Below are 25,185 nucleotides of genomic sequence, written 5' to 3'. Positions count from 1 at the left end.
GACGGCGCCCGCCGGCCCTCAGCTGCCTGCCTCGCGGTAGACGCCCTGTTCCTTCAGCGCGTCGGTCACCTCGCGGGGCATGTAGCTTTCGTCGTGCTTGGCCAGGATTTCGCGGGCGACGAAGACCTCGCCCTCCATGCTGCCGGTGCCGATCATGCCCTGGTTCTCGCCGAAGAGGTCGGGCAGCACGCCGGTATAGCGCACCGGCACCGTCGCGCCGCCATCGGTCACGCGGAAGCTGACGGTTTCGCCCTGCCCGCGCACCAGGCTGCCGGCCTCGACCAGGCCGCCCAGCCGGAACACCTCGCCCGGGCGGGGCGGTTCGGTGGCCAGCTGGCTGGGCGAGCGGAAGAAGTTGATGCCGTCGCGCATCGCATAGCCCACCAGCCCCGTCGCCAAGGCCAGCGCCAGCATCGCCGCCACGATCAGCTGGATCCGCCGCTTCTTCTTCAGCCCCTTCATCCTGCCCCCTCAGGGGAAGAGAGGCGCGAGCATCAGGCCCGCCGTCTCCTCGATCCCCAGCATCAGGTTGGCGTTCTGGATCGCCTGACCCGACGAGCCCTTGGTCAGGTTGTCGAGCGCGGCCACCACGGTGGCGCGGCCGGCGATCCGGTCGGCCACCACGCCGATATGCACGAAATTGGACCCGGCGACAGCCCGTGTCGAGGGGACTGCGCCAAAAGGCAGCACCTCGATGAAGGGTTCGGTCGCATAGCGCGCCGCCAGCGCGGCATGGATCGCCGCCCCCTCGCCCTTCACATAGCAGGTGGCGAGGATGCCGCGGTTGAAGGGCGCGAGATGCGGAGTGAACATCACCCGCACCGGCCGGCCTGCCGCCTTGCTGAACTCCTGGTCGAATTCGCCCAGATGGCGGTGGGTGCCGCCGGCAGAATAGGGATGGGTGCCGCCCGACAGTTCGGCATGCAGCAGGTTTTCCTTCAGGCTGCGGCCCGCGCCCGACACGCCGTTCTTCAGGTCGAGGATGATGTCGTCGAGGTCGATCACCCCGGCCTCGATCAGCGGGCGGATGGCGAACTGCCCGGTCGCGGCGTTGCAGCCGGTGCCGGCGACCAGCCGGGCGGTGGCAATCTCGTCCCGGTAGAACTCGGTCAGGCCATAGACGGCCTCTGCCTGCAGCTCGACCGCGGCATGGGGCTTCCCGTACCACTTCTCGTAATCCGCCGGATCGCGCAGCCGGAAGTCGGCGGACAGGTCCACCACCTTCAGGTCGCGCGGCAGGCCCGCGATCACCGCCTGGCTGGTGGCATGGGGCAGCGCGCAGAAGCACAGGTCCACGCCCGAAAAGTCGATGTCCTCGATCTTCTGCAGCACCGGCAGCGCGATGTGGCGCAGATGCGGGAAGACATCGCCCATCTCCATCCCCGCCTTGCGGTCGCCGGACAGCGCCACGACCGTCATCGCGGGATGGGTGGAGATCAGGCGCACCAGTTCCGCGCCGGTATAGCCGGAGGCGCCGAGGATGGCGATGCGGTGGGTCATGGCGGGCTCCCTCGCGTGTTGCCGTGCGGGCGGGCGGGTCCGGCGGACCGGACCACGCCCCGTCGCGCGGCTTTTCGCACGGGCGGGGCGTCGCGGCAAGCGGTGACGCCCCGCCGGGGACCGGGTTCCCGGCCGCGTCTCAGCCGCGCGAGCGCGGGGCGGGCACGATGATCTGCGGGCGGGCCGCGGTATCGCCCGGGGCCGGCACGACGATCGTCACCCGGTCGGTTCCCGCCGCCGGAACGGGCGGGGCCGCGCGGCGCGGGGCCGGCGCGTCGGCGGATCGGGTGGACATCCGCACCGCGGGGGCCGCCGCGGCCTCGGTGGCGCGCTGCACGACGGCCGGGCTGTCGCCGGTGGCCGGCGTCACCAGGATCAGCGGCCGGACCGTCAGCCTGCCATGCGCGGCCCCCGCGGCGGTCGAGTACCCGTCGATGGAATGGCCCGTCGCCCGTTCGTAGGACCGCGCCATCTGCCGGTGCGCGACCAGGTGGCAGCCCACCAGCCCCACCACCGCCACCGGCAGCGCGGCGCCCGCCACGGTCATCAGGTTGGCGCAGGCCGCGCCATAACCGGCGGCGCCGACCGTCACCTCGGCCCGGGCGGGGGTGCGGCCCGAGGCGACGAGGGCATGCTTGATGCCGTATTTCAGCCCGAGCGCGGCCAGCGGCGCCGCCGGACCGAAGCCCGCCAGCATCGGGTTGGTCTCGACCAGTCCCGCCTGGCTGAGCGCCAGCGCGGTGGTGCCCGCGTCGGCCATGTCGCCGCCGCCGATGGCGACCCGGTCATAGCGATGCTCCTCGGCCCGCAGGGGCGCGGCGGCGGCGATCGCCGCCAGCGCCAGCGCCAGCGTGGCCGCCCGGCCGAGCGCGGCGGGGGCGGAGGGTCCGTTCAACATGTTGCGCGTCATTGTTCGCAGTTTCCTTGCCAATTCCCGATCTGATGCGCGGCAGGGTCCGGAAATTCCGTCCGGCAGGGACAGTCATTCCACCGCGCTCGCAAAAGCGGGATGCAATTTACGCGCCAATTTGCGGTGTAAAGCGATTTCCCGACGTCAGCCGCGCATTGACGCGTGCCCACACCGCTAAAATCGCGAGGACGGCGAAACTGATGCGACCGGAGCGGGAAATGCGGCCGCAATTACGCCGCCGGTTCCGGCCTGTCGATCCGGAGCGCGAATCGCGCGGAACTTCCGAGGGTGGGGCGCGAGGTCCGGTTCGGCCGTCGATTATAGGCCGCTGCGGAAACAATCAGCGCAACATGAGAAGGAATGGCCACGAAATACTTTAGGACAAGACGTTATGCGGGCCTGCCGGGACGATGAGAACCCAGACGGGGCCGACAAACTTTCGCATATCGGCGTTATCTTTAATTGGGCGGCAGTTAATTAAAGAAACCCGACATCTCTGAATATCGAAGCGGCAAAGGACCATCCGCTGCACAAAGACGATCCGGCAAGAGATGCCGAAACCCGCCATCCAGACGACGGTACAACAATACCTTCGGAGGCGTCATCTACCGAATTGGAAGCAGAAATAAAGAATGCGCGGGGGCACCCATCCCTCCGCCGGTCCGGATGCGCCGACGGGTCGTTCCGATGACGAAAAGGGATGAAACGGCAGACGGCAGAAGGGGCGAACGGACCTGCCCCTAGGCCGCCTCGAACCGCACGCCCCGGCGCAGGAACTGCGTCGCATGGGCGCTGACGCTGTCGGGGCGGCCGGTCGTCAGATAGCGGCTCGCCGTGCCCGGACCCAGCATCCCGGGCCGGCGCAGCAGGTAGTCCGCCGTCGCCTCGGCCACCAGCCGCGGCTGCGAGAAGACCCGCACATCGGGGCCGAGCGCCGCCTGGAAGGCATGTTCCATCAGCGGGTAATGGGTGCAGCCGAGGATCGCGGCATCGGGCTTCGGCATCCGGCGCAGCAGCGCCTCGACATGGCTTTTCACCAGCGCCTCGGCCAGGATCTCGTCGCCCGTCTCGATCGCGTCGACCACGCCGCCGCAGGGCTGCGCCTCGACATCCACGCCGATGGCGCGGAAGGCCAGTTCCCGCTGGAAGGCGCGGCTGGCGACGGTGGCGGGGGTCGCGAACAGCGCCACATGCTTGACCGCCACCTCGCGCGGGGGCGTGTTGTCGCCCCAGTTGCGTTCGGTCAGCGCCTCGATCAGCGGCACGAAGACGCCCAGCACCCGCTTGTCCTGCGGCACCCAGGTCTCCTGCATCCGCTTCAGCGCGGCGGCCGAGGCGGTGTTGCAGGCAAGGATCACCAGATCGCAGCCCTCGTCCCACAGCCGTTCCACCCCGGCGCAGGTCAGGTGGAAGATGTCCTCGGCGGTGCGGACGCCATAGGGGGCATGGGCGCTGTCGCCCAGATAGACGAAGGGCACCGAGGGCAGCCGCGCCTGCAGCGCCTCGAGCACCGTCAGCCCGCCGAGACCGGAATCGAAAACGCCCACCGCCATGTCTGCCCCTGTTCCCCGCCGCCGGGATCAGGCGCGGTATTTTGCCTCGAACTCATAGCCCGGATCGTAGGTGTCCAAGGGCTTCGGGCTCAACTGATACGTCGCGCGGCGCAGGAAATCCATCATCGCCTTGGGGTCGCCGGCACGGGCGGCGATATCGGCCGCCGGGATCGGCCGGCCCACCACCACCTCGACCGGTTCGTCCACCCGGGCGCGGAATTCCTTGATCAGCAGCGCCAGCCGCAGCGTCATGTGCAGGTGGCTGGCCAGCTGGAACAGGCGGGAATTGTGGCCGTTGAAGAACAGCGGCACCACCGTCGCCTGCGACTTGCCCACCATCCGCGCGGTGAAGTTGCGCCAGCCCGGGTCCATCGGCCGGCCGAAGGGCCGCGCGGCAGTGCTGACCGTGCCGCCGGGGAAGATGCCGATCGCCCCGCCCGCCTTCAGATAGCGCAGCGCCTCGGCCCGGGTCTCGAGGTTCTGGCGCTGCGCCTCTTTCGTGTCCTCGAAGGAGATGGGCAGCACGATCCGGTTCAGATCCTCGGCCCGGCGGAAGACCGAATTGGCGAGGATGCGGAAATCGCCGCGGGTATGGCTGAGGATCAGCCCCATCATCAGCCCGTCGAGGATTCCGTAGGGATGGTTGGCGATCAGGATCAGCGGCCCGGTGGCCGGAATGTCCGACAGGCTGCCGCCGATGACCTTCAGCGACAGGCCATAGCGTTCGGCCATCACCTGCCAGAAGTCGCGGCCGTTCGCCACCTCCAGCTCATAGCCCGCCGCGCGGCGGATCAGCCCCAGACGCCCGGTCGCGTTCTCGACCACCCGGATCAGGGTGCGCCCGCCGCGGGAGCGGGCCGAAGAGGCGTAACTGATCTCGCGCGCAATCTGTCTGGTCATGGGCCGTGCCGTCAAATCCCGAACGTGTCGTAGCCGGAACGCGCGAGTCGGGCGAGAAAAATTGACGTGACCCCGCGCGGTTGGGGGCTGCGGCGGCGGCCCCGCCACGGAAAGACCGCCGCCGCCGCACGTTTGGGGCCGCCCTGCCCCATCGCGCGCCTATTCGGCGGCGTGGCGCAGGGGCGCGGGCGGGGCGCGGAAGGCCGCCAGCAGCGCCGCGCGTTCGCTGGCCGCCGCCGCCGCCGCGGCCTCCTTCACCGGGCCGAAGCCGCGGATCGCCAGCGGCAGCCGGGCGAGCGCCTCGGCCGTGTCATGGCGGTCGGGATCGTAGCCGGCAAAGACCTCGGCCATGTCGGCCTCGTATTCCGCGATCAGCCGCCGTTCCATCCGCCGCTCTGCCGTCCGCCCGAACGGGTCGAGCGGCGTGCCGCGCAGCCGCTTCATCCCCGCCAGCAGGCGGAAGGCGGGCAGCATCCATGCCCCGAAGGCGCGCTTCCGCGGCCGGCCCGCCGCATCCTTGCCCGGCAGGAAGGGCGGCGCGAGGTGGAAGACCGGGCGAAACTCGCCCTCGAATTCCACCCGCGCCTTGTCGAGCGTGTCCAGATGCAGCCGGGCCACCTCGTATTCATCCTTGTACGCCAGCAGCTTGTGATAGCCCTCGGCCACGGCGGCGCGCAGCGGTTCCGGCGCGCGGGCGACGAAGTCGCGATAGCGCCGGGCCAGCGCCGCATCCTGATAGTCCTCCAGATGCCGGGCGCGTAGGGCCACCGCGTCCGGCGCGGGCGTTCCGGCGGGGGCCGGATCGGCCAGCAGCGCCGCCGCTGCCGCAGGATCGACCGCCGACCAGCGCCCGATCTCGAAGGCAGCGAGGTTGCCCTTCACCCCCGCGCCGTTCATCTCGATGGCGCGGCGGATCGCCGCGGCCGACAGCGGCAGCAGCCCGCGCTGCCAGGCGGCCCCCAGCACCAGCATGTTGGAATAGATGGAATCGCCAAGGGCGCGTTCGGCCAGCCGCGTCGCATCGAGGAAACTCACCCCCTCGCGCAGCCGCGCCTCCAGCGACAGCCGCAGCCGGCCCGAGGGCAGGCGGAAATCGCGGTCGCGGGTGAAGGCGCCGGTGATGATCTCGTGGCTGTTGACCACGGCGCCGGTGCGGCCCTCGGCCATCAGGCCCAGCGTCTTGGCCCCCGCCGTCACCACCAGATCGCCGCCCACCACGCAATCGGCCTCGCCCACGGCGACGCGGATCGCGCTGATGTCCTCGGGCCGTTCGGCGATGCGCAGGTGGATGTGCACGGCGCCGCCCTTCTGCGCCAGACCCGCCATTTCCATCATGCCGACGCCCAGACCGTCCAGATGCGCGGCCATCGCCAGCACCGCGCCCACCGTCACCACGCCGGTGCCGCCCACCCCGGTCAGCACGGTGTTATGCGTGCCCCGGATCGCCGGCAGCGCCGGGTCCGGCAGGTCGGGCAGCGACAGCTCTGCCGCCGCGCGCTTGCGGGGCTTCGCGCCCTCCAGCGTGACGAAGCTGGGGCAGAAACCGTTCAGGCAGGAGAAGTCCTTGTTGCAGGAGGATTGGTCGATGGCCCGCTTGCGCCCGAAGGCGGTGTCCAGCGGCACGATCGACACGCAGTTCGACTGCACCCCGCAATCGCCGCAGCCCTCGCAGACATCGGGATTGATGAAGACGCGGCGATCCGGGTCCGGGAAGGTGCCGCGCTTGCGGCGGCGGCGCTTTTCGGCGGCGCAGGTCTGGATATAGACGATGGCCGACACGCCGGGGATGCGCGCGAAGCGGTCCTGCAGCGGCATCAGCCCGGCCCGTTCCACCACCTCGATCCCCTTGGGGAAGCGCGACAGGTCCACCTCTTCCTTCTCGTCATGGACCACGGCCACATGGCCCACGCCCATCGCCAGCAATTCCCGCACGATCCGGTCGGCGGTCAGCCCGCCCTCGTTCCTTTGCCCGCCGGTCATCGCCACGGCGTCGTTGAACAGGATCTTGTAGGTGATGTTCACCCCGGCGGCGAGCGCGGCGCGGATCGCCTGCACCCCGGAATGGTTGTAGGTGCCGTCGCCGAGGTTCTGGAAGATGTGGTCGCGGGTCGAGAACGGCGCCTCGCCGATCCAGTTCGCGCCCTCGCCGCCCATATGGGTGAAGCCCGTCGTCTCGCGGTCCATCCACTGCACCATGTAGTGGCAGCCGATGCCCGCATAGGCGCGCGCGCCCTCCGGCAGGCGGGTGGAGGTGTTATGCGGGCAGCCCGAACAGAACCAGGGCTGGCGCTGCGCGATCTCGGGCGCGTTGTCGGCGCGCCGCGCCTCGGCAATGCGGGCAAGGCCCGCGCGCACCGCGTCGATGCCGCGCCCTTCCTCGACCAGGATGCCGCCGATCTTTTCGGCGATACCCACGGGGTCGAGCGCGAAGCGCGTCGGGAACAGCTCCGCCCCGGTGCCCGCATGTTTCCAGCCATGGACGCGCCGGCCGCGGCGGTCGTCGAAGATCGACTCCTTGACCTGCACCTCGATCAGCTTGCGCTTTTCCTCGACCACCACGATCAGGTCCAGCCCCTCGGCCCAGTCGTGGAAGCTGCGCATGTCCAGGGGCCAGGTCTGGCCGACCTTGTAGGTGGTGATCCCCAGCCGTTCCGCCTCGGCCGGGTCGAGCCCAAGCAGCGACAGCGCATGGACGAGGTCGAGCCAGTTCTTGCCGGCCGCGACGAAGCCGATCTTCGCCCCCGGCCGGCCCCAGACCCGGCGGTCGATGCCATTGGCGCGGGCGAAGGCTTCGGCGGCAAAGCGCTTGTGGTCGATCATCCGCGCTTCCTGCGCCACGGGCGTGTCGCCCAGCCGGATGTTCAGCCCGCCCTCGGGCAGCGGGTAATCCGGCGTGACGAAGCGCATCCGCTCGGGCCGGCCATCGACGACGGCGGTGGCCTCGACCGTGTCCTTCATCGTCTTCAGCCCCACCCACATCCCGGCGAACCGGCTGAGCGCGATGCCGTAGAGCCCGTAATCGAGGATCTCCTGCACGCCGGCGGGGCTGAGCACCGGGATATAGGCATCGACCATCGCCCAGTCGGACTGGTGCAGCACCGTCGAGGATTCGCCGGTATGGTCGTCGCCCATCGCCATCAGCACCCCGCCATGGCGCGAACTGCCGGCCATGTTGGCATGGCGCATCACGTCGCCGGTGCGGTCCACCCCCGGCCCCTTGCCGTACCACAGCGCGAAGACCCCGTCCTTGCGCCCCTCGCCGCGCAGTTCCGCCTGCTGGGTGCCCCAGATCGCCGTCGCCGCCAGATCCTCGTTCAGCCCCTCCTGGAACAGGACGCCCGCCTCCGACAGCTGCTTGCGCGCCCGGTCCATCTGCAGGTCCACCCCGCCGAGCGGCGAGCCGCGATAGCCGGTGACATAGCCGCCGGTATCCAGCCCCGCCATGCGGTCGCGGGCCGCCTGCATCAGCATCAGCCGCACCAGCGCCTGCGTCCCGTTCAGGAGCACCGGCGATTTCGTCAGGTCGAAGCGGTCGGCGAGAGAGATCTCGCGAGCCAGATCGTGCCTGCTCATTGGGCACCTCCCCTTGCTGAATGAGCACGGGACGATGATAGGTCAAAAAGTCTGACCTACAAAATCAAGTTTTGCAGACTTTCCCGTTTCCTTTTCCCGGGCATCCTATGTAGGGGGTGCAATGCAGCCATGTAATCTTTGCGCAGATGCGACCGCTGGCCGCGCATGAAAGGCATCGGGATGGACTGGGACAGACTGCGAATCTTTCACGCCGTGGCAGACGCGGGCAGCCTGACCCACGCCGGCGACACCCTGCATCTGAGCCAGTCGGCGGTTTCCCGCCAGATCCGCGCGCTGGAAGAGAGCCTGAACACCACCCTGTTCCACCGCCACGCGCGGGGGCTGATTCTCACCGAACAGGGCGAGCTGCTGTTCGAGGCGACGCGCTCGATGACCAAGCGGCTCGATGCCGCCGCCGCGCGCATCCGCGACAGCGAGGAAGAGGTCTATGGCACGCTGAAGGTCACGGCGACGATGGGCTTCGGCACGCTGTGGCTCGCCCCCAGGCTGACCAAGCTTTACGAACGCTATCCCGACCTGACCATCGACCTGATGCTGGAAGAGCGCGTGCTCGACCTGCCGATGCGCGAGGCGGATGTGGCGATCCGGATGAAGGAGCCGAGCCAGGCCGACCTGATCCGCAAGCGGCTGCTGAACATCCGCATGCGCCTTTACGCGACCGAGGCCTATCTGGAGGCGCGCGGCACCCCGGAACGGCTGGAGGACATCCAGAACCACCGGCTGATCTGCCAGAACCCGACCTCGGTGCAGGTGGCGGCCGGGGCGCTGCTGGTGCAGAAGCTGATGGGCTTCGACATCCCGTCGCATCTGTTCGTGAACAACTATTTCGGCGTGTTGCAGGGCGTGCTGAACAACGTGGGCATCGGGGTGCTGCCCGACTATCTGACCGACGATTTCCCGCATCTGGTGCATGTCCTGCCCGAGGTGCTGTCGGCAGAGGTGCCGGTCTTCCTCGCCTATCCCGAGGAGCTGCGCCAGTCGAAGCGCGTGGGCGCGTTCCGCGATTTCGTGACCGAGGAAATCCTTGCCTATCGCAAGCGGCAGATCGACGAGGCGGGCCAGGGCTGAGCCGGTCGCAGCTGCCCGCCGCGCGGCGAGCCACAACCTGTGGTATTCCCGCCGCGCATAGCGGACCTGCGCGCAGCTCGGGCCTTTCGCCTTGATATGTTCATACACTGCCCATAAATGCATCTGCGAAGACGCGTTCGTGAGGAAACTCTGCGCGACTTCATACCTCCCTGTTGGACTTCGGCCGAGCTTAGGCTCGGCCTTTTTTTTCGCGCTGCGCGGCCGATGCACCCGCGCGGGCCGGTGCGCTCACGGCGGCGTGAAGGAACTGCGCCCCGTCCCGATCATTTCTTTGCTGAAACGGCGCCACCCCGGCCCGTGCTGCCGGTCCCCGAGGCACCCGAGAGGTTCCGGGGCGACGCAGCCGCAAGGATCAGAAAGGGAAATCAGATGATCGACCTCCGCAAGACCCTCGCCGCCTCGCTCGCCCCCCTCGCCATCGCCGGGCTGGTCGCCGCGCCGATCGCGGCCACCGCGCAGAACACCGATGCCGAACAGGAATCCGTGCCCGCGCAGGACGGCAACACCGCCGGCACCAGCGCCGCGGCCGAACCGCAGAACTCGATGACCACCGCGAGCGATCTCGGCAACATGGCCGGCGGCACCGTGGTGTCGAGCGACGGCGTGGTCCTGGGCACTGTCAGCAGCGCGACCGTCGACGGCGGCAGCACGGTCATCGTGCTGACCCCGGATACCGCGATGGGCATGTCGGGCGAAGGCACGCTGACGCTGACCGAGTCGCCCTCGATGGACAGCGACGGCCGCTACATGGTGCCGATGAGCCGGACCGAATTCGAAAGCTCGGTGCAAATGAACTGACGGTTTTCGGCGGGTTCGCCCGCCGATCCCTGCGGCGTCCTGCGGGAGACGTCCGGGAATGGCCGGGGCCACGGTCCCGGCACTCCGGCACGCCGCTTCGCGGTGGACCGTTGCGGGAACAGAGCGCGCACCTCGGGTGCGCGCCTTTTCCATGTCTTCACCCCACCCCGGCGTCTTCACCCCACCCCGGCTATCGCCCGCCGCGCCATTTGCGGCCCGGGCCGGCACAACCCCCTTTCCTGCATCCGGCGCATCCCCTAGAGATGCGCCGCACTTTACCCGCGCCCCCGATGCAAGGACGGATTCATGCAGGACCCGCAGATCACCCCCGAGCTGATCGCCGCCCATGGCCTGAAGGCCGACGAATACCAGCGGATCCTCGACATCATCGGCCGCCCCCCGACCTTCACCGAACTCGGCATCTTCTCGGCGATGTGGAACGAGCACTGTTCCTACAAGTCGTCGAAGAAATGGCTGCGGACCCTGCACACCACCGGCCCGCAGGTGATCTGCGGCCCGGGCGAGAATGCCGGCGTCGTCGATATCGGCGACGGGCAGGCGGTGATCTTCAAGATGGAAAGCCACAACCACCCCTCTTACATCGAGCCGCATCAGGGCGCGGCGACCGGGGTGGGCGGCATCCTGCGCGACGTGTTCACCATGGGCGCCCGGCCCATCGCCGCCATGGACGCGCTGAGCTTCGGCGCGCCCTCGCATCCCAAGACCGCGCATCTGGTCAAGGGCGTGGTCGAGGGCATCGGCGGCTATGGCAATGCCTTCGGCGTGCCGAACGTGGGGGGCGAGGTGCGCTTTCACCCCTCCTACAACGGCAACTGCCTGGTGAATGCCTTCGCGGCGGGCCTGGCCGAGACCGACGCGATCTTCTATTCCGCCGCCTCGGGCGTGGGGATGCCCGTCGTCTATCTGGGGGCCAAGACCGGGCGCGACGGCGTCGGCGGCGCGACCATGGCCAGCGCCGAATTCGACGATACCATCGAGGAGAAGCGCCCGACGGTGCAGGTGGGCGACCCCTTCACCGAAAAGCGGCTGCTGGAGGCCTGCCTCGAACTCATGGCCTCGGGCGCGGTGATCTCGATCCAGGACATGGGTGCGGCGGGGCTGACCTGTTCGGCGGTCGAGATGGGCGACAAGGGCGGGCTCGGCATCCGGCTGCAGCTCGACGACGTGCCGCAGCGCGAGAAGAACATGACGGCCTACGAGATGATGCTCTCGGAAAGCCAGGAACGGATGCTGATGGTGCTGAAGCCCGAACGCGAGGCCGAGGCGCGGGCGATCTTCGAGAAATGGGATCTGGACTTCGCCATCGTGGGCGAGACGATCCCCGAGGACCGCTTCCTGATCCTGCACGGCAACGAGGTGAAGGCCGACCTGCCGCTGTCGAAACTGTCCTCGAACGCGCCTGAATACGACCGGCCCTGGGTCGAGACGCCGCCGGCCGCGCCGCTTGGCCCGGTGCCGCGTATCGGCGCCATCGACGCGCTCAGGGCGCTGATCGGCGCGCCCTCCCATGCGCACAAGGGCTGGGTCTGGGAACAGTACGACACCACGGTGATGGCCGACACGATCCGCGCGCCGGGTCTGGGCGCGGGGATCGTCCGCGTTCACGGCTCGGGCAAGGCGCTGGCCTTCACCAGCGACGTTACCCCCCGCTATGTCCGCGCCAATCCGTTCGAGGGTGGCAAGCAGGCGGTGGCCGAAGCGTGGCGCAACCTGATCGCCGTGGGTGCGACGCCCCTTGCCGCGACCGACAACCTGAACTTCGGCAACCCCGAAAAGCCTGAGATCATGGGCCAGTTCGTCGGCGCGATCCAGGGCATCGGCGAAGCCTGCCGCGCGCTCGACTTCCCGATCGTGTCGGGCAACGTGTCGCTTTACAACGAAACCGACGGCCAGCCGATCCTGCCCACCCCGACCATCGGCGCCGTGGGTCTGCTGGCCTCCACCGCCGACATCATCGCGGGCCTGCCGGGCGACGGCGATCTGGCGCTGGTGATCGGCACGACCGAAGGCCATCTGGGCCAGTCGGCGCTGCTGGCCGAGGCCTTCGGGATCGAGGCGGGCGACGCGCCCCCCGTGGATCTGGAGGCCGAGCGCCGCCACGGCACCTTCCTGCAGGCCAACCGCGCGCATCTGCGCGCCGCAACCGACCTGTCGGATGGCGGGATGGCGCTGGCCGCCTTCGAGATGGCAGAGGCGGCGGGTCTGGGCGTGACGCTGGACCCCGCCGACATCGCCACCCTCTTCGGCGAGGATCAGGCCCGCTATCTGGTCGCCTGCGACGCCGCGGGGGCCGAGGCGCTGGAGGCTGCGGCCGCGGCGGCGGGCGTGCCCGTGGCGCGGGTCGGCCGGTTCGGCGGCGACGCGGTCAGCCTCGGCGGCGACAACGCGGCGTTGGCGGAACTCTCGGCGCTCTATCGCGGGGCCTTCGCGGCGGCGGTGGCCTGATCCGCCCCCGGCACCGGCCCTGTCCATGGCCCGCCCGGCGGCATTCGGGCCGGCGCGGCCCTTGTCCCGTTCCGGCGCAAGGGCTACATCTTGGGCATCAGGCAGCAAGGACTCCACCCATGGCGATGGAAGCGCATGACATCGAGGCCCTCATCCGCGAGAGCTTCCCGAATGCGAAAATCACGATCACCGACCTCGCCGGCGACGGCAACCACTGGGCGGCCGAGGTCGTGGACGAAAGCTTCCGCGGCATGAACCGGGTGCAGCAGCAGCGGGCGGTCTACGCCTCGCTGAAAGGCAAGATGGACGGTCCGAACGGCGCGCTGCACGCGCTTGCGCTGACGACGAAGGTTCCCGCCTGAGGGACCACCCCACTCGGCCGCCGCCCCCGGGGCGCGCGGCCCCACCCGAGGAAACCCCATGTCCGAAGCAACCCCCGAAGTCACCGCCGACGCAACCGCCGACAATCCCGCGCTGGACCGCATCCGCAGCCTGATCGGGACCAATGCCGTGGTGCTGTTCATGAAGGGCAGCAAGTCGATGCCGAAATGCGGCTTTTCCAGCCGCGTCGCGGGCGTCCTGAACTACATGGGCGTCGATTTCGCCGATGTCGACGTGCTGGCCGACCCGTCGATCCGTCAGGGGATCAAGGATTTCTCCGACTGGCCGACGATCCCGCAGCTGTATGTGAAGGGCGAGTTCGTGGGCGGCTGCGACATCATCACCGAGATGACGCTGTCCGGCGAGCTCGACGCGCTGTTCGAACAGGCCGGCGTGCCCTATGACAAGGCCGCCGCCGACAAGATCCGCGAAGCCAACGCCTGACCCGGGATCGGGGGCCGCCAAGCCCCCGCCCCCGCCGTCGCACCGCCGCCTTGGAACCGCTGCCGTCAGACGGGTGCCGCCTGATCCTCTGCCGCCTGTTCCTCGGCCCTGTCCGCCAGCGCCTCGGCCCGCGCGGCCAGTTCCGCCAGCGTATCGATGACGATCTGCGGGATCGCCGGCACCTCGACCCGCGGCGGATCGGCCTTGATCGCGGCCAGCGCCGCCTCGGCCGCCGCCGCCCGCGCCTCGGCCGCCGCCAGCCGTTCATCCTGACCGGCGGTGCGGTCGGCCAGCATCAGCCCCGCCATCAGCAGCATCCGCGCCTCGGGCATCCGGCCCAACTGGCCGGTCAGCGACTGCGCCTCGCCGTCCAGCATCGCTGCCGCGGCCTGCAGGAAGGGCTCCTCGCCGTCCTGGCAGGCGACGGCGAAATCCCGCCCGCCGATATGGATCGTGATCTCAGGCATGGCTCACCTCGCCGATCAGGGGCCGCAGTTCCGACAGGATCTCGTCGATCTCGGCCGCCTCGGCGGCGCGCACCGCGCGCAGGCCCTCCAGCTCCGCCATCATCGCGCGGTTGATCAGATGCGGCTCCGGCAGGCCCTGTTCCATCGCGGCGCGCAGGCTCTGGTTCATCTCGCGCAGCTGGCCGTTGGCCCGGCGCAGCCGCGCCGATTCCGCCCCGCCCCGGTCCAGCAGTTCCGTCAGCCGCTGCACCCGCTGTTCCAGCGCCGCCACCGCCGTTTCCTGCCGTTCGCGGATGGCGCGCACGCGCTCGGTCAGCTGCTTGTTGGCGGTGCGCTCGGCCTCCAGCGCCTCTTGCAGCGCGGCGATCTCGGCTTCGGCCGCGCCGCGTTCGTCGCCGTTGAACTCGCCGCCGTGATCGCCGGGGCCTGCGTCGGGCGCCGCGACGGGCGCCATGACCGGCGCCTCGCCCGGGCCCGGCCGGGGCCGCGCCGCCAGATCGTCCAGCCCCGCGCCGATACGGTCGAGCGCGGCGCTCAGCCGCCGTTCCAGTTCGGTAATGTCACTCATCCGCTCATCCCCGTTCCGGGTGTCGTTCGGCCCGCCGGTCCCCTTGTCGCCGCCTGCTGGCGAATCGGACGCCGTGGGCGTTTCACGCGATCTTAGCGGAAAGTGGCCGGGGGTTTACCCCCGGTTTCGCCGGCTCTCCGCCGCCGTTCCGTCCCGCCGCGCTTGATATCGGGGGCGTTGCTGCTATTGAACGCGCAAACGCGACCACCCCTGCCGAAGGACGCCTGCCTTGGATATCGCCACGCTGCGCGCGCGCCACCCCGATCACTGGATGAAGGCCGCCGCCCTGCGCGCGCTGGCCATGGATGCGGTGCAGGCCGCCAATTCCGGCCATCCCGGCATGCCGATGGGCATGGCCGATGTCGCGACCGTGCTGTTCGGCAAGCATCTGAAGTTCGACGCGACCGCGCCGCACTGGGCCGACCGCGACCGTTTCGTGCTGTCGGCGGGCCATGGCTCGATGCTGATCTATGGCCTGCTGCACCTGTGCGGCGATGCGCAGATCACGCTGGACCAGATCAAGTCCTTCCGGCAATGGGGCGCGCTGACCGCGGGCCACCCGGAAAATTTCCTGGTCGAGGCGATCGAGACGACGACCGGCCCGCTGGGCCAGGGCATCGCCACCGCCGTGGGCATGGCCATCGCCGAACAGTCGCTGCAGGCGCGCTTCGGCAAGAAGATCGTCGATCACCGCACCTGGGTCATCTCGGGCGACGGCTGCCTGATGGAGGGCATCAGCCAGGAGGCGATCGGCCTGGCGGGCCACCTGAAGCTGAACAACCTGATCGTGCTGTGGGACAACAACGACATCACCATCGACGGCCGGGTGTCGATGTCGGATTCGACCGACCAGCGCGCCCGCTTCGCCGCCTCGGGCTGGACGGTGCTGCATTGCGACGGCCATGACCCCGAAGATATCGACCGCGTCCTGACCGAAGCGAAGGCCGCCGAGGGCCCGGTGATGGTCGATTGCAAGACGATCATCGGCTTTGGCGCGCCCACCAAGGCCGACAGCTATGCCGCCCATGGCTCGCCGCTCGGCGATACCGAGATCGCGGCGACCAAGGATCTGTACGGCTGGCCGCACGGTGCCTTCGAGATCCCCGAGGACATCCGCGCCGCCTGGCTGGAGATCGGATCGCGCGGCGGTGCCGAACGCGCCGCCTGGGAAGGCCGGCTGGCAGAGCTGCCGGCCAACAAGCGGGCGGAGTTCGAACGGCAGATGTCGGGCGGGATGGCCAAGAAGCTGTCCGGCGCGATCCGCGCCTTCAAGAAGGCCCAGTCCGAAGCCGCGCCGAAGGTCGCCACCCGCAAGGCGAGCGAGATGGTGCTGGCCGCGGTCAACCCGGTGGTGCCCGAGGCGCTTGGCGGTTCGGCCGACCTGACCGGGTCGAACCTGACCAAGACCGCCGATCTGGGCGTCTTCAGCGCCACCGACCGCAAGGGCCGCTACATCCATTACGGCATCCGCGAACATGGCATGGCCGCCGCGATGAACGGGCTGTGGCTGCATGGCGGCGTGCGGCCCTATGGCGGCACCTTCTTCTGCTTCACCGACTATGCGCGGGGGGCGATGCGGCTGTCGGCACTGATGGGCGTGCCGGCGGTCTATGTGATGACGCATGACTCCATCGGTCTGGGCGAGGACGGGCCGACCCACCAGCCGGTCGAGCATCTGGCGATCTGCCGCGCCACGCCCAACACCTGGACCTTCCGCCCCGCCGACGTGATCGAGACCGCCGAGGCCTGGGAACTGGCGCTGACGGCCGAACGCACGCCCTCGGTGCTGGCGCTGAGCCGGCAGAACCTGCCGACCCTGCGGCGCGAGCACACGAACCAGAACCTGACCGCCCGCGGCGGCTATGTGCTGGCCGAGGCGACGGGCAAGCGTCAGGCGATCGTCATGGCGACGGGGTCGGAGGTCGAACTGGCGATGAAGGCGCGCGACCTGCTGGAGGCCGAGGGCATCGGCACCCGCGTCGTGTCCATGCCTTGCATGGAGCTGTTCGCCGCGCAGGACGAGACCTGGCGGCGCAAGGTGCTGCCCGCCGGCCCGGTACGCGTCGCGGTCGAGGCGGCGGTACGCATGCCCTGGGACCGCTGGCTGCTGGCCGAGCGCGGCAAAGAGGCCAAGGCCGGTTTCGTGGGGATGGAGGGCTTCGGCGCCTCGGCCCCGGCCGAGACGCTGTACCGCGAGTTCGGCATCACCGCCGAGGCGGTGGCGGCGAAGGTGAAGGCGCTGCTCTGACGCCAGCGGCGCGGCGGCATCCGTCGCCGCGCCCGTGCCGCGATGGGGCGGCGGCGCGAAGGCCGCCCCCCTTTGGGATCAGATCAGCTTGCCCATCGCCACGGCGGTGTCGCTCATCCGGTTCGAGAAGCCCCATTCGTTGTCATACCAGGTCAGGATGCGGCAGAAGGTGCCCTCCATGACCTTGGTCTGGTCCATCGCGAAGGTCGAGCTGTGGGGGTCGTGGTTGAAGTCGATCGACACGTTCGGCCGGTCGGTATAGCCGAGGATGCCCTTCAGCGGGCCGTCCGCCGCACCGCGGATTGCGGCGTTGATCTCCTCGACCGTGGTCTCGCGCGCCGCCTCGAAGGTCAGGTCCACGACCGAGACATTGGGCGTCGGCACCCGGATCGACACGCCGTCGAGCCGGCCCTTCAGTTCCGGCAGGACCAGACCGACGGCCTTGGCCGCGCCGGTCGAGGTGGGGATCATGCTCATCGCCGCGGCGCGGGCGCGGTACAGGTCCTTGTGCAGCGTGTCGAGCGTCGGCTGGTCGCCCGTATAGCTGTGGATCGTGGTCATGAAGCCCTTGGCGATGCCGATGGAGTCGTTCAGCACCTTGGCCACCGGGGCGAGGCAGTTGGTGGTGCAGGAGGCGTTCGACACCACCAGGTCCCCGGCCGTCAGCGAGCCGTCATTGACGCCGAAGACGATGGTCTTGTCGGCGCCCGTCGCCGGGGCCGAGACCAGCACCCGCTTGGACCCGTTCTGCAGATGCGCTGCCGCCTTGTCGCGGTCGGCGAAGATGCCGGTGCATTCCAGCGCGATGTCCACCCCGTCCCAGGGAAGTTCGGCGGGGTTGCGCACCGCCGTCACCTTCATCCGGCCGCGGCCCACGTCGATCCAGTCCTCGCCCGTCGTCACCTCACCCGGAAAGCGGCCATGCACGCTGTCGAAGCGGATCAGATGGGCGTTGGTCTCGACCGGGCCCAGATCGTTGATCGCCACCACCTCGATGTCGGTGCGCCCCGATTCCACGATCGCGCGCAGCACGTTGCGCCCGATCCGACCGAAGCCGTTGATCGCCACCTTGACCGTCATGTCCGTCTCCTCTGGCAATTGCCGCTGCGGCGCGCGGGCCGTCGCCGCGCGCCGTTGGCGCTAACATCCAGCCAGCGCCGGAAAGGTCAAGGCGGAGGTTAGCGCGGCTATCTCCAGAAGGCGAGATACTCGATCAGCCCTGCCAGGCGCCGCCCCAGGAACAGGGGCAGGCTGCCGCCGAAGGCCAGCGCGTCGATGACGAAGACGAGCGCGATCAGGATGCCGAGGACGAGAGCGATCCGGTCGGTCATGGTCACCCGGTGGCATGGGCGGGGGACGATGCCCCCGGCGGTTCCTCAGTGCAGGAGCCGCCCCATCGCCCCGGCCACATCGGCCATCCGGCAGGAAAAACCCCATTCGTTGTCGTACCAGGCCAGCACGCGGACGGTGCGGCCGCCCACGACCTTGGTCTGGTCCGGGGCGAAGATAGACGAATGCGTGGTGTGGTTGAAGTCGATCGAGACCTTCGGTTCCGGATCGTAGGCCAGCACATGGCCCATATGCCCCGCCGCCGCCTCGCGCACGATCTCGTTCACGTCGGCCACGGTCACGTCGCGGCCCGCCACGAAGGTCAGGTCCACCGCCGAGACATTGGGCGTGGGCACCCGGATCGCCGAGCCGTCGAGCCGGCCCTTCAGTTCCGGCAGCACCTCGCCGATGGCCTTGGCCGCCCCGGTCGAGGTGGGGATCATCGCCATCGCTGCGGCGCGGGCGCGATAGAGGTCCTTGTGGCGGCGGTCGAGCGTGGGCTGGTCGCCGGTATAGGAATGGATCGTGGTCATGATCCCCGACTCGATGCCGATGGCGTCGTTCAGCACCTTGGCCAGCGGCGCGAGGCAGTTGGTGGTGCAGGAGCCGTTCGACACGACCAGATGGTCGGGCGTCAGGCTGCGGTGGTTGACGCCATAGACCACGGTCTTGTCGGCATTCTTCGCCGGGGCCGAGACCAGCACCCGTTTGGCGCCGCGGGTCAGGTGCACCGCCGCCGCCTCGCGGTCGTTGAACTTGCCGGTGCATTCCAGCACCACGTCCACGCCCTCCCAGTCCAGCTCGCGCGGTTCATAGGTGGACATGACCTCGATCGGGCCGCGGCCCAGGTCCAGCGTGCTGCCCGTCACCTTGACCGGCCCCGGAAAACGGCCGTGGACGCTGTCGTATTTCAGCAGATGGGCGTTGGTCTCGATCGGGCCGGTGGCGTTGATGCGGACCACCTGCACGTCGTTGCGCGCGGCCTCGGCGATATGGGCAAGCGTGCAGCGGCCGATCCGGCCAAAGCCGTTGATTCCGACGGTGATGGTCATCAGGCTCTCCTGTCCGGGCCGCAACGGGGCCGATCGCGCGATAGTCTGCTGCATATAACCCGGGGCTGCACCGCAGAAAACCCGCCAGATCAACATGTTAGCGAAAACATCGGCTGGTGGCGCTAACGACGGCACCGTCCCGGGCCGCCGATGCCGCGGCGCGGCACGGCCTTGCAGCCGGCGGTGCTTGCGCTAGGCTTCCCGAAAGGGGCGCGCGTGCCCGGCAACAGGACGGATGCGGGCATGAGCGGTCTTCTGGCGCTTCTCGATGACGTGGCGGGCATCGCCAAGGCGGCGGCCGCCTCGGTCGACGATGTGGCGGGCATGGCCGGCAAGGCCGGGATGAAGGCCGCGGGCGTGGTCATCGACGACGCGGCGGTGACGCCGAAATACGTCCACGGCTTCGAGGCCAGCCGCGAACTGCCGATCATCTGGCGCATCTCGCTGGGGTCGCTGCGCAACAAGCTGGTCATCCTGTTGCCGCTGGCGCTGATCCTGTCGCATTTCGCCCCCTGGGCGATCACGCCGCTGCTGATGGTCGGCGGCGCCTATCTGTGCTTCGAGGGGGCGGAGAAGGTCCATCACTGGCTGTTCCCGCATCCCGCCGCGATGGTCGAACGCGATCTGGACGTGAAGGACCCCGCGCATCTGGAAGAAGAGAAGGTCGCGGGCGCGATCAAGACCGATTTCATCCTGTCGGCCGAGATCATGACCATCGCCCTGAACGAGATCGGGCCGGGCAGCTTCGTGATGCAGGCGGTGACGCTGGCCGTGGTGGGCGTGGCGATCACCGCGCTGGTCTATGGCGGCGTCGCGCTGATCGTGAAGATGGACGATGTGGGCCTGCATCTGGCGCGCGAGGCGCGGACCGGCGCGGGCCGGGGTCTGGGCCGGGGGCTGGTCCGGGCGATGCCGCGGCTGATGGCGGTGCTGTCGGTCGTGGGCACGGCGGCGATGATCTGGGTGGGCGGCGCCATCGTCATCCACGGGCTGGAGGAATTCGGCCTGACCCAGCCCGGCCATGCCATTGAGCACATGGCCGAGGTGGCGGCCCATGCGCTGCCGGTGGCGGGCGGCTTCGTCCATTGGGCGGTCACCGCCTTCTTCGACGGCATCTTCGGGCTGATCCTCGGCATGCTGCTGATCCCGGTCGCGGCGCGGGTGATCGAACCGGCGGTGGCGGCGGTCCGGGGCAAGAAGCCGGGAACGGCCGGCGGGCACTAGCGCTCGTTCGCGCCCTTGCCGGCAAGGATCCGGTCGCGCGCCCGCAGGATCCGGGCGGTGCGGGTGGCCGAGGTCTTGGCCGAGGCGAGGTGGATCGCGTAGCTGCGCTGCCGGCCCGGCGTCAGGGCGCGAAAGGCCTCGGCCAGCGCGATGTCGGCGTCGAGCGCGTCCAGCAGTTCCTCGGGCAGATCCACCTCCTCGGCGCGTCTCGGCGGCCTGGTCCCCCGTTCGGCATGGCCCATCGCCTCGGCCAGATAGGCGCCGATCACCGGCGCCATCGCGGCGGGCTGCGCATCGTCGGTGAAGCGGATCATGTCGGGGCGGCTGTTCGGCCCCTGCGGTTCCAGCACCGCCTCGGGATCGGACAGCAGCGCGGCATCGAAGAAGCTCAGCCGGAAATCGCCGCGAAAGGCGCCGAGGATCGCGATGTTGCGCCCCGCATGCATATAGCAGGGATGCCCCCATTTCACCGTCTCGGCCAGCCCCGCCGCCCGGCATTGCCGCCGGAGTTCCGCCAGCCCCGCCGCCCAGTGACGGGTGGAACAGTCGGCGGTATCGAAGCGGGGGCAGCGGCCGCAGCCCTTGGTGAAATACTCCTCGATCTCGGTGATCATCGGGCTGCCTCGCGGGTGGCCGGTGGGTCGAGCCGGGTCTCAGCCCCGGCGCGCTGCCTCGACAGCGGCCTCGATCGCCGCCACGTCGATCTTGCGCATGGTCATCATCGCGGCGAAGGCCCGCGCGGCCTGATCCCCGCCCGCGGCCATTGCGTCGGTCAGCACGCGGGGGGTGATCTGCCAGTTGACGCCCCAGCGGTCCTTGCACCAGCCGCAGGCGCTTTCCTGCCCGCCATTGCCGACGATGGCGGTCCAGTAGCGGTCGGTTTCCGCCTGGTCGTCGGTGGCGATCTGGAACGAGACGGCCTCGGTCTGCGGAAAGACCGGGCCGCCGTTCAGCCCGATGCAGCGCAGCCCCGCCACGGTGAAGTCCACCGTCAGCACCTGCCCCGCCGTTCCGCCGGGAAAGTCTGACGGGGCGCGGTTTACGGCATGGACGGCGCTGTCGGGGAAGGTTTCGGCATAGAAGCGGGCGGCGGCCTCGGCTTCGGTGTCATACCAGATGCAGACGGTGTTCTTGGGCATCATCGCGCGATCCTCCCTGATCCACGGGCGGGATTGAGCGTCAGGACCGGCCCGGGCGCAAGGGGGCGCGCGGTCCGGCCGGCATCCGGCCGCCGATCATCCCCGCCCTGCCCGCCTTCGCGCCGGTCGCACCGCCGGCCGCGCCTTGCGGCGGCATGTTTCACGCCCGTCACGAAAACTTATCCCCAACAGGGCGGCCAAGGACTTACCGGCCGGGGCCATGCGCGCTATCGACAGGTATGGACCTTCTCGTGATCGTCGCCGTCACTGCCGCGCTGTTCATGGTCATCGGCCTGTGCGAGCCGTTGGCGGCGCGGCTGCGCCTGCCCTATACGGTGATCCTGGCCGCGGTGGGCGTGGCCATCGGCGCGGCGGCGACCTTCTTCTGGCGGACGGACCTGACCGATGCGCTGAACCCGCTGGCGCTGGCGATCCTGAACCTGCCGATCCGGTCGAACGTCTTCCTTTATGTCTTTCTGCCGACACTGGTCTTTCAGGTCTCACTGGGGCTGAACCTGCGCCGCATCCTCGACGACTGGGTGCCGATCCTCGTGCTGGCGGTGCTGGCGGTGCTGGTGGCGACGGTGGTGATCGGGCTGGCGCTGCTGCCCTTCGCCGGATTGCCGCTGGCCGCCTGCCTGCTGATCGGCGCCATCGTCTCGACGACCGATCCGTCGGCGGTGGTGTCGATCTTCCGCGCCACGGCCGCGCCACAGCGGCTGGCCCGCATCGTCGAGGGCGAGAGCCTGCTGAACGACGCCGCCGCCATCGCCCTGTTCGGGCTGTTCCTCGGCTTCGTCACCGTGGTGGGGCAGGATGCCGACCTCGCCGGCGGCCTGCTGCGCTTTCCCTGGATCCTCGCGGGCGGGGCACTGGCCGGGATCGTCGCGGCGCGGCTGGCGGTGGGGCTGATGGCGCGGATGCCGGATCACCCGCTGGGACAGATCTCGGTCTCGGTCGCACTGCCCTATCTGACCTATATCGGCGCCGAACAGCTGCTGGCGGCCTCGGGCGTCGTCGGCGTGGTCGCGGCGGGGCTGGTGATGAACCTGATGGCGCCGGGTCGCTTTTCGCCGGCGCTGACGGCTCTTTTGCGCGATACATGGGACCTGCTGGCCCATTGGGCGGGCTCGCTGATCTTCATCCTCGCCGCGCTCCTGATCCCGCGGCTTCTGTCCACCGTGCAGGCCTTCGATCTGGTGCTGGTGGGCGTGGTGGCGCTGGCGGCGCTGGCGGCCCGGGCGATGATCCTGTTCGGGGTGCTGCCGCTGCTGACGCTGTTGCGCCTGTCGCCGCGGGTGGAACGGCCCTACCGGCTGGCGATCCTCTGGGGCGGGCTGCGCGGCGCGGTGACGCTGGCGCTGGCGCTGGCGGTGACCGAAAGCCGGTTCGTCCCCGCCGACGTGAAGCGGATGGTCGGCATCGTCGCCACCGGCTTCACCCTGTTCACGCTGATCGTGCAGGGCACGACGCTCAGATGGGTCATCCACCGGCTGGGGCTGGACCTGCTGTCGCCGATCGACCGCGCGCTCAGCCGGCAGGTCATCGCCGTCGCGCTGCAGACGGTGCGCGAGGGCGTGGCGGAAACCGCCCGCGACTTCGGCCTGACGCGCGAGATCGTGCGCGAGGAGGCCAAGCGCTTCGGCGAGCGGCTGGACGATGCGGTGCGCCAGGCCGACGAGGCGCAGGAGATCCAGGACCGCGACCGGATCACGCTGGGTCTGGTGGCGCTGGCGGGGCGCGAGCGCGACCTGATCCTCGAGGAATTCCGGGCGCAGGTCATTCCGGCGCAGTTGGCCGAACGGCTGCTGGCCGGGGCCGACGGGGTGATCGAGGCGACGCGGATCGGCGGCCGCAACGCCTATCGCGCCGCGGCGCGCAAGGCGCTGGCGCCGGGCCGGCTGCACCGGCTGGCGAGCGCCCTGCACAACCGCACCGGCATGGGCCGCCCCCTCGCCCGCCTGACCGAGGACCGGTTCGAGGCACTGGTGGCGCTCGGGATGATCCTGCCGCAGCTGCACGGTTTCATCGACGACCGCATCTACCGCATCCACGGCCGGCGGGTGGCCGAACTGCTGCACGAGCTGCTGGAGCGCCGGCAGGAAGAGGTCCAGAAAGAGCTGGAAGGCCTGCGCCTGCAATTCCCCGGCTATGCCGAGACGCTGGAACGCCGCCTGATCCGCCGCACCACCCTGCAGCTGGAAGAACGCGAATACGACGCGCTGACCGAGGACGGGCTGATCGGCCCGGAACTGCGCGCCCGGCTCGCCGAAGAGATCGGCCGGCGGCGCGGCAGGCTGGCGGAACGGCCGACGCTGGACCTGAAGCTGCAGAAGTCGGACCTTGTGGCGCAGTTTCCGCTGTTTTCGGAACTGGACGAAGGCGTGCGCCGGATGCTGGCGCGCCGGCTGCGCACCGTCTATGCCCGGCCCGGTCAGGTGATCCTGCCCCGCGATGCGCCGCCCCGGCAGGTCTGGTTCATCGCCTCGGGCGCGGTGGAGGCGATCACCGCCAGCACCCGGCACCGGCTGGGCCGGGGCGAGATGTTCGGGCAGCTCGCGCTGCTGGCGCGGGTCCGGCGGCGGGCGCAGGTGGTGGCGATCACGCCCTGCACGCTGTTGGCGCTGGACGAGACGCGGTTCCGCAAGCTGCTGGACCAGAGCCCGGAACTGCGCCAGGCAGTGGTGGACAGCGCGGCGCGGCGCGGGGTCAAGGTCGATCCCGTGCTGTTCGGCGGGCGAGAGATGCCGCAGCCCGCGCCGCTGGCGGCCGATGCGGCACCCGGCGCGCCCGCCGATCTGCCGGGGCCGGCGCTGCCGCAGGCGGAGGGGAGCGAACCGCCGGATGCACCGCCGGAGGCCGCCTCCGACGCGCCCCCGCCCGCCGGAACCGGCAGCGCGGCGAACCCCGAACCAGAGCCGGCACCAGAACCCGCGCCGCGCCCCGCGGCCGCCTCCTAGGCGCGGGCCAGCCGCTCGCGCAGCGCGACGTCCACGGCGGCCGGCACGAATTGCGACACGTCGCCGCCGAGGCGGGCGATCTCCTTCACCAGCTTCGAGGCGATCGCCTGCCGCCGGGCATCGGCCATCAGGAACACCGTCTCGACCCGGGAATCGAGCACCCGGTTCATGCCCACCATCTGGAATTCGTATTCGAAATCCGCCACCGCCCGCAGCCCGCGCACGATCACGCTGGCGCCCACGTCGCGGGCGCAGTCGATCAGCAGGTTCTCGAACGGATGCACGAGGATCTCGGTCCCCGAGGTCTTGGCGATGGCGGCGCATTCCGCGCCCACCATCGCCACCCGTTCCTCGAGCGTGAACATCGGCCCCTTGTCGCGGTTGATCGCGACGCCGATCACCAGCCTGTCCACCAGCCGGGCCGCGCGCTGGATGATGTCGATATGGCCGAGCGTCACCGGATCGAAGGTGCCGGGGTAAAGGCCGATGCGCATGAGCTCCTCCGGAGGCCTGTCTGGAGGTCTCCCTGCGCCCGCCCGCGCCGCCCCCGGCCGGCACGGAAC

22 protein-coding genes are annotated in these 25,185 nt (G+C 69.8%); 8 read left to right on the top strand and 14 right to left on the bottom strand.

Going from position 1 to position 25,185, the window contains the following annotated elements:
- Positions 1–18 precede the first annotated feature (18 nt).
- From ccmE to EEY80_RS15390, 6 genes are all read right to left on the bottom strand, one after another.
- Positions 19–462: a cytochrome c maturation protein CcmE gene (ccmE, locus tag EEY80_RS15415; RefSeq protein ID WP_126977942.1), complete on the bottom strand. Its 444-nt coding sequence runs from the start codon at positions 460–462 to the stop codon at positions 19–21.
- A gap of 9 nt (positions 463–471) precedes the next feature.
- Positions 472–1,500: an N-acetyl-gamma-glutamyl-phosphate reductase gene (argC, locus tag EEY80_RS15410; RefSeq protein ID WP_126977940.1), complete on the bottom strand. Its 1,029-nt coding sequence runs from the start codon at positions 1,498–1,500 to the stop codon at positions 472–474.
- A gap of 139 nt (positions 1,501–1,639) precedes the next feature.
- Complete coding sequence (locus EEY80_RS15405; protein WP_126977938.1) at positions 1,640–2,410, bottom strand: hypothetical protein; 771 nt, start codon at positions 2,408–2,410, stop codon at positions 1,640–1,642.
- Positions 2,411–3,150: 740 nt separating this feature from the next.
- Positions 3,151–3,963, bottom strand: coding sequence for a glutamate racemase (locus EEY80_RS15400; RefSeq protein ID WP_126977936.1), 813 nt, complete (start codon positions 3,961–3,963; stop codon positions 3,151–3,153).
- 27 nt (positions 3,964–3,990) lie between these two features.
- Positions 3,991–4,863 (bottom strand): lysophospholipid acyltransferase family protein, encoded by an 873-nt coding sequence (locus tag EEY80_RS15395; protein ID WP_126977934.1) that lies wholly within the window; start codon positions 4,861–4,863, stop codon positions 3,991–3,993.
- Between the two features lie 159 nt (positions 4,864–5,022).
- Positions 5,023–8,436, bottom strand: coding sequence for an indolepyruvate ferredoxin oxidoreductase family protein (locus EEY80_RS15390; RefSeq protein ID WP_126977931.1), 3,414 nt, complete (start codon positions 8,434–8,436; stop codon positions 5,023–5,025).
- 180 nt (positions 8,437–8,616) lie between these two features.
- Here EEY80_RS15390 and EEY80_RS15385 point away from each other — a divergent pair, with 180 nt between their 5' ends.
- The 5 genes from EEY80_RS15385 to grxD all read left to right on the top strand — a co-directional run bounded on the left by EEY80_RS15385 (position 8,617) and on the right by grxD (position 13,635).
- Positions 8,617–9,525 carry a LysR family transcriptional regulator gene (locus tag EEY80_RS15385; protein WP_126977929.1) on the top strand — a complete coding sequence of 303 codons (909 nt, stop codon included), beginning with the start codon at positions 8,617–8,619 and terminating at the stop codon, positions 9,523–9,525.
- 390 nt (positions 9,526–9,915) lie between these two features.
- Complete coding sequence (locus EEY80_RS15380; RefSeq protein WP_126977927.1) at positions 9,916–10,344, top strand: hypothetical protein; 429 nt, start codon at positions 9,916–9,918, stop codon at positions 10,342–10,344.
- Positions 10,345–10,650: 306 nt separating this feature from the next.
- On the top strand, positions 10,651–12,810 hold the full coding sequence (gene purL / locus EEY80_RS15375) for a phosphoribosylformylglycinamidine synthase subunit PurL (protein WP_126977925.1): 2,160 nt from the start codon (positions 10,651–10,653) through the stop codon (positions 12,808–12,810).
- 119 nt (positions 12,811–12,929) lie between these two features.
- Positions 12,930–13,172, top strand: a complete 243-nt coding sequence (locus EEY80_RS15370) for a BolA/IbaG family iron-sulfur metabolism protein (RefSeq protein ID WP_126977923.1) — start codon at positions 12,930–12,932, stop codon at positions 13,170–13,172.
- Positions 13,173–13,230: 58 nt separating this feature from the next.
- Positions 13,231–13,635 carry a Grx4 family monothiol glutaredoxin gene (gene grxD / locus EEY80_RS15365; RefSeq protein ID WP_126977921.1) on the top strand — a complete coding sequence of 135 codons (405 nt, stop codon included), beginning with the start codon at positions 13,231–13,233 and terminating at the stop codon, positions 13,633–13,635.
- A gap of 65 nt (positions 13,636–13,700) precedes the next feature.
- On the opposite strand, the gene EEY80_RS15360 is transcribed toward grxD, so the two are convergent.
- Complete coding sequence (locus tag EEY80_RS15360) at positions 13,701–14,102, bottom strand: cell division protein ZapA (RefSeq protein ID WP_126977919.1); 402 nt, start codon at positions 14,100–14,102, stop codon at positions 13,701–13,703.
- Complete coding sequence (locus EEY80_RS15355) at positions 14,095–14,670, bottom strand: hypothetical protein (protein ID WP_126977917.1); 576 nt, start codon at positions 14,668–14,670, stop codon at positions 14,095–14,097. Before EEY80_RS15355 ends, EEY80_RS15360 begins: the two co-directional genes overlap by 8 nt.
- 229 nt (positions 14,671–14,899) lie before the next feature.
- Between EEY80_RS15355 and tkt the strand changes: the two genes are divergently transcribed.
- Positions 14,900–16,918, top strand: coding sequence for a transketolase (gene tkt, locus EEY80_RS15350; RefSeq protein ID WP_126977915.1), 2,019 nt, complete (start codon positions 14,900–14,902; stop codon positions 16,916–16,918).
- A gap of 78 nt (positions 16,919–16,996) precedes the next feature.
- On the opposite strand, the gene gap (EEY80_RS15345) is transcribed toward tkt, so the two are convergent.
- The 3 genes from gap (EEY80_RS15345) to gap (EEY80_RS15340) all read right to left on the bottom strand — a co-directional run bounded on the left by gap (EEY80_RS15345) (position 16,997) and on the right by gap (EEY80_RS15340) (position 19,299).
- Complete coding sequence (gap, locus tag EEY80_RS15345; RefSeq protein WP_126977913.1) at positions 16,997–17,998, bottom strand: type I glyceraldehyde-3-phosphate dehydrogenase; 1,002 nt, start codon at positions 17,996–17,998, stop codon at positions 16,997–16,999.
- A gap of 107 nt (positions 17,999–18,105) precedes the next feature.
- The gene (locus tag EEY80_RS20150) at positions 18,106–18,249 is read right to left on the bottom strand and encodes a hypothetical protein (protein WP_164738276.1); all 144 of its coding nucleotides are present in this window, start codon (positions 18,247–18,249) and stop codon (positions 18,106–18,108) included.
- Positions 18,250–18,294: 45 nt separating this feature from the next.
- Positions 18,295–19,299 carry a type I glyceraldehyde-3-phosphate dehydrogenase gene (gap, locus tag EEY80_RS15340; protein WP_126977911.1) on the bottom strand — a complete coding sequence of 335 codons (1,005 nt, stop codon included), beginning with the start codon at positions 19,297–19,299 and terminating at the stop codon, positions 18,295–18,297.
- 243 nt (positions 19,300–19,542) lie between these two features.
- Here gap (EEY80_RS15340) and EEY80_RS15335 point away from each other — a divergent pair, with 243 nt between their 5' ends.
- Positions 19,543–20,523, top strand: a complete 981-nt coding sequence (locus tag EEY80_RS15335) for a DUF808 domain-containing protein (protein WP_126977909.1) — start codon at positions 19,543–19,545, stop codon at positions 20,521–20,523.
- On the opposite strand, the gene EEY80_RS15330 is transcribed toward EEY80_RS15335, so the two are convergent.
- Both EEY80_RS15330 and EEY80_RS15325 read right to left on the bottom strand, forming a co-directional pair.
- On the bottom strand, positions 20,520–21,137 hold the full coding sequence (locus EEY80_RS15330) for a YdeI/OmpD-associated family protein (RefSeq protein ID WP_126977907.1): 618 nt from the start codon (positions 21,135–21,137) through the stop codon (positions 20,520–20,522). The two genes, EEY80_RS15335 and EEY80_RS15330, sit on opposite strands and share 4 nt — an antisense overlap.
- A 39-nt stretch (positions 21,138–21,176) precedes the next feature.
- Positions 21,177–21,665, bottom strand: coding sequence for a VOC family protein (locus EEY80_RS15325; RefSeq protein ID WP_205749139.1), 489 nt, complete (start codon positions 21,663–21,665; stop codon positions 21,177–21,179).
- Between the two features lie 236 nt (positions 21,666–21,901).
- Between EEY80_RS15325 and EEY80_RS15320 the strand changes: the two genes are divergently transcribed.
- Positions 21,902–24,622: a cation:proton antiporter gene (locus EEY80_RS15320; RefSeq protein ID WP_126977905.1), complete on the top strand. Its 2,721-nt coding sequence runs from the start codon at positions 21,902–21,904 to the stop codon at positions 24,620–24,622.
- Here the strand turns inward: EEY80_RS15320 and coaD are convergent.
- The gene (gene coaD / locus EEY80_RS15315) at positions 24,619–25,116 is read right to left on the bottom strand and encodes a pantetheine-phosphate adenylyltransferase (protein WP_126977903.1); all 498 of its coding nucleotides are present in this window, start codon (positions 25,114–25,116) and stop codon (positions 24,619–24,621) included. The two genes, EEY80_RS15320 and coaD, sit on opposite strands and share 4 nt — an antisense overlap.
- Positions 25,117–25,185: the final 69 nt, after the last annotated feature.

It is taken from the genome of Frigidibacter oleivorans, assembly GCF_003993775.1.
In the GTDB taxonomy this organism is placed as follows: Bacteria; Pseudomonadota; Alphaproteobacteria; order Rhodobacterales; family Rhodobacteraceae; genus Frigidibacter; species Frigidibacter oleivorans.
Note: the sequence above shows the minus strand (reverse complement) of the source record. Positions and strands in the feature narration are given on the sequence as shown.

Excerpts from the sequence above, each read along its gene's own strand:
- EEY80_RS15320 (WP_126977905.1), top strand. The coding sequence starts at position 21,902 with ATGGACCTTCTCGTGATCGTCGCCGTCACTGCCGCGCTGTTCATGGTC.
- EEY80_RS20150 (WP_164738276.1), bottom strand. The coding sequence starts at position 18,249 with ATGACCGACCGGATCGCTCTCGTCCTCGGCATCCTGATCGCGCTCGTC.
- argC (WP_126977940.1), bottom strand. The coding sequence starts at position 1,500 with ATGACCCACCGCATCGCCATCCTCGGCGCCTCCGGCTATACCGGCGCG.
- EEY80_RS15335 (WP_126977909.1), top strand. The coding sequence starts at position 19,543 with ATGAGCGGTCTTCTGGCGCTTCTCGATGACGTGGCGGGCATCGCCAAG.
- EEY80_RS15325 (WP_205749139.1), bottom strand. The coding sequence starts at position 21,665 with ATGATGCCCAAGAACACCGTCTGCATCTGGTATGACACCGAAGCCGAG.
- grxD (WP_126977921.1), top strand. The coding sequence starts at position 13,231 with ATGTCCGAAGCAACCCCCGAAGTCACCGCCGACGCAACCGCCGACAAT.
- coaD (WP_126977903.1), bottom strand. The coding sequence starts at position 25,116 with ATGCGCATCGGCCTTTACCCCGGCACCTTCGATCCGGTGACGCTCGGC.
- EEY80_RS15370 (WP_126977923.1), top strand. The coding sequence starts at position 12,930 with ATGGCGATGGAAGCGCATGACATCGAGGCCCTCATCCGCGAGAGCTTC.
- EEY80_RS15405 (WP_126977938.1), bottom strand. The coding sequence starts at position 2,410 with ATGACGCGCAACATGTTGAACGGACCCTCCGCCCCCGCCGCGCTCGGC.
- EEY80_RS15380 (WP_126977927.1), top strand. The coding sequence starts at position 9,916 with ATGATCGACCTCCGCAAGACCCTCGCCGCCTCGCTCGCCCCCCTCGCC.
- purL (WP_126977925.1), top strand. The coding sequence starts at position 10,651 with ATGCAGGACCCGCAGATCACCCCCGAGCTGATCGCCGCCCATGGCCTG.
- EEY80_RS15395 (WP_126977934.1), bottom strand. The coding sequence starts at position 4,863 with ATGACCAGACAGATTGCGCGCGAGATCAGTTACGCCTCTTCGGCCCGC.
- EEY80_RS15355 (WP_126977917.1), bottom strand. The coding sequence starts at position 14,670 with ATGAGTGACATTACCGAACTGGAACGGCGGCTGAGCGCCGCGCTCGAC.
- gap (WP_126977911.1), bottom strand. The coding sequence starts at position 19,299 with ATGACCATCACCGTCGGAATCAACGGCTTTGGCCGGATCGGCCGCTGC.
- ccmE (WP_126977942.1), bottom strand. The coding sequence starts at position 462 with ATGAAGGGGCTGAAGAAGAAGCGGCGGATCCAGCTGATCGTGGCGGCG.
- EEY80_RS15360 (WP_126977919.1), bottom strand. The coding sequence starts at position 14,102 with ATGCCTGAGATCACGATCCATATCGGCGGGCGGGATTTCGCCGTCGCC.
- EEY80_RS15385 (WP_126977929.1), top strand. The coding sequence starts at position 8,617 with ATGGACTGGGACAGACTGCGAATCTTTCACGCCGTGGCAGACGCGGGC.
- EEY80_RS15330 (WP_126977907.1), bottom strand. The coding sequence starts at position 21,137 with ATGATCACCGAGATCGAGGAGTATTTCACCAAGGGCTGCGGCCGCTGC.
- gap (WP_126977913.1), bottom strand. The coding sequence starts at position 17,998 with ATGACGGTCAAGGTGGCGATCAACGGCTTCGGTCGGATCGGGCGCAAC.
- EEY80_RS15390 (WP_126977931.1), bottom strand. The coding sequence starts at position 8,436 with ATGAGCAGGCACGATCTGGCTCGCGAGATCTCTCTCGCCGACCGCTTC.
- EEY80_RS15400 (WP_126977936.1), bottom strand. The coding sequence starts at position 3,963 with ATGGCGGTGGGCGTTTTCGATTCCGGTCTCGGCGGGCTGACGGTGCTC.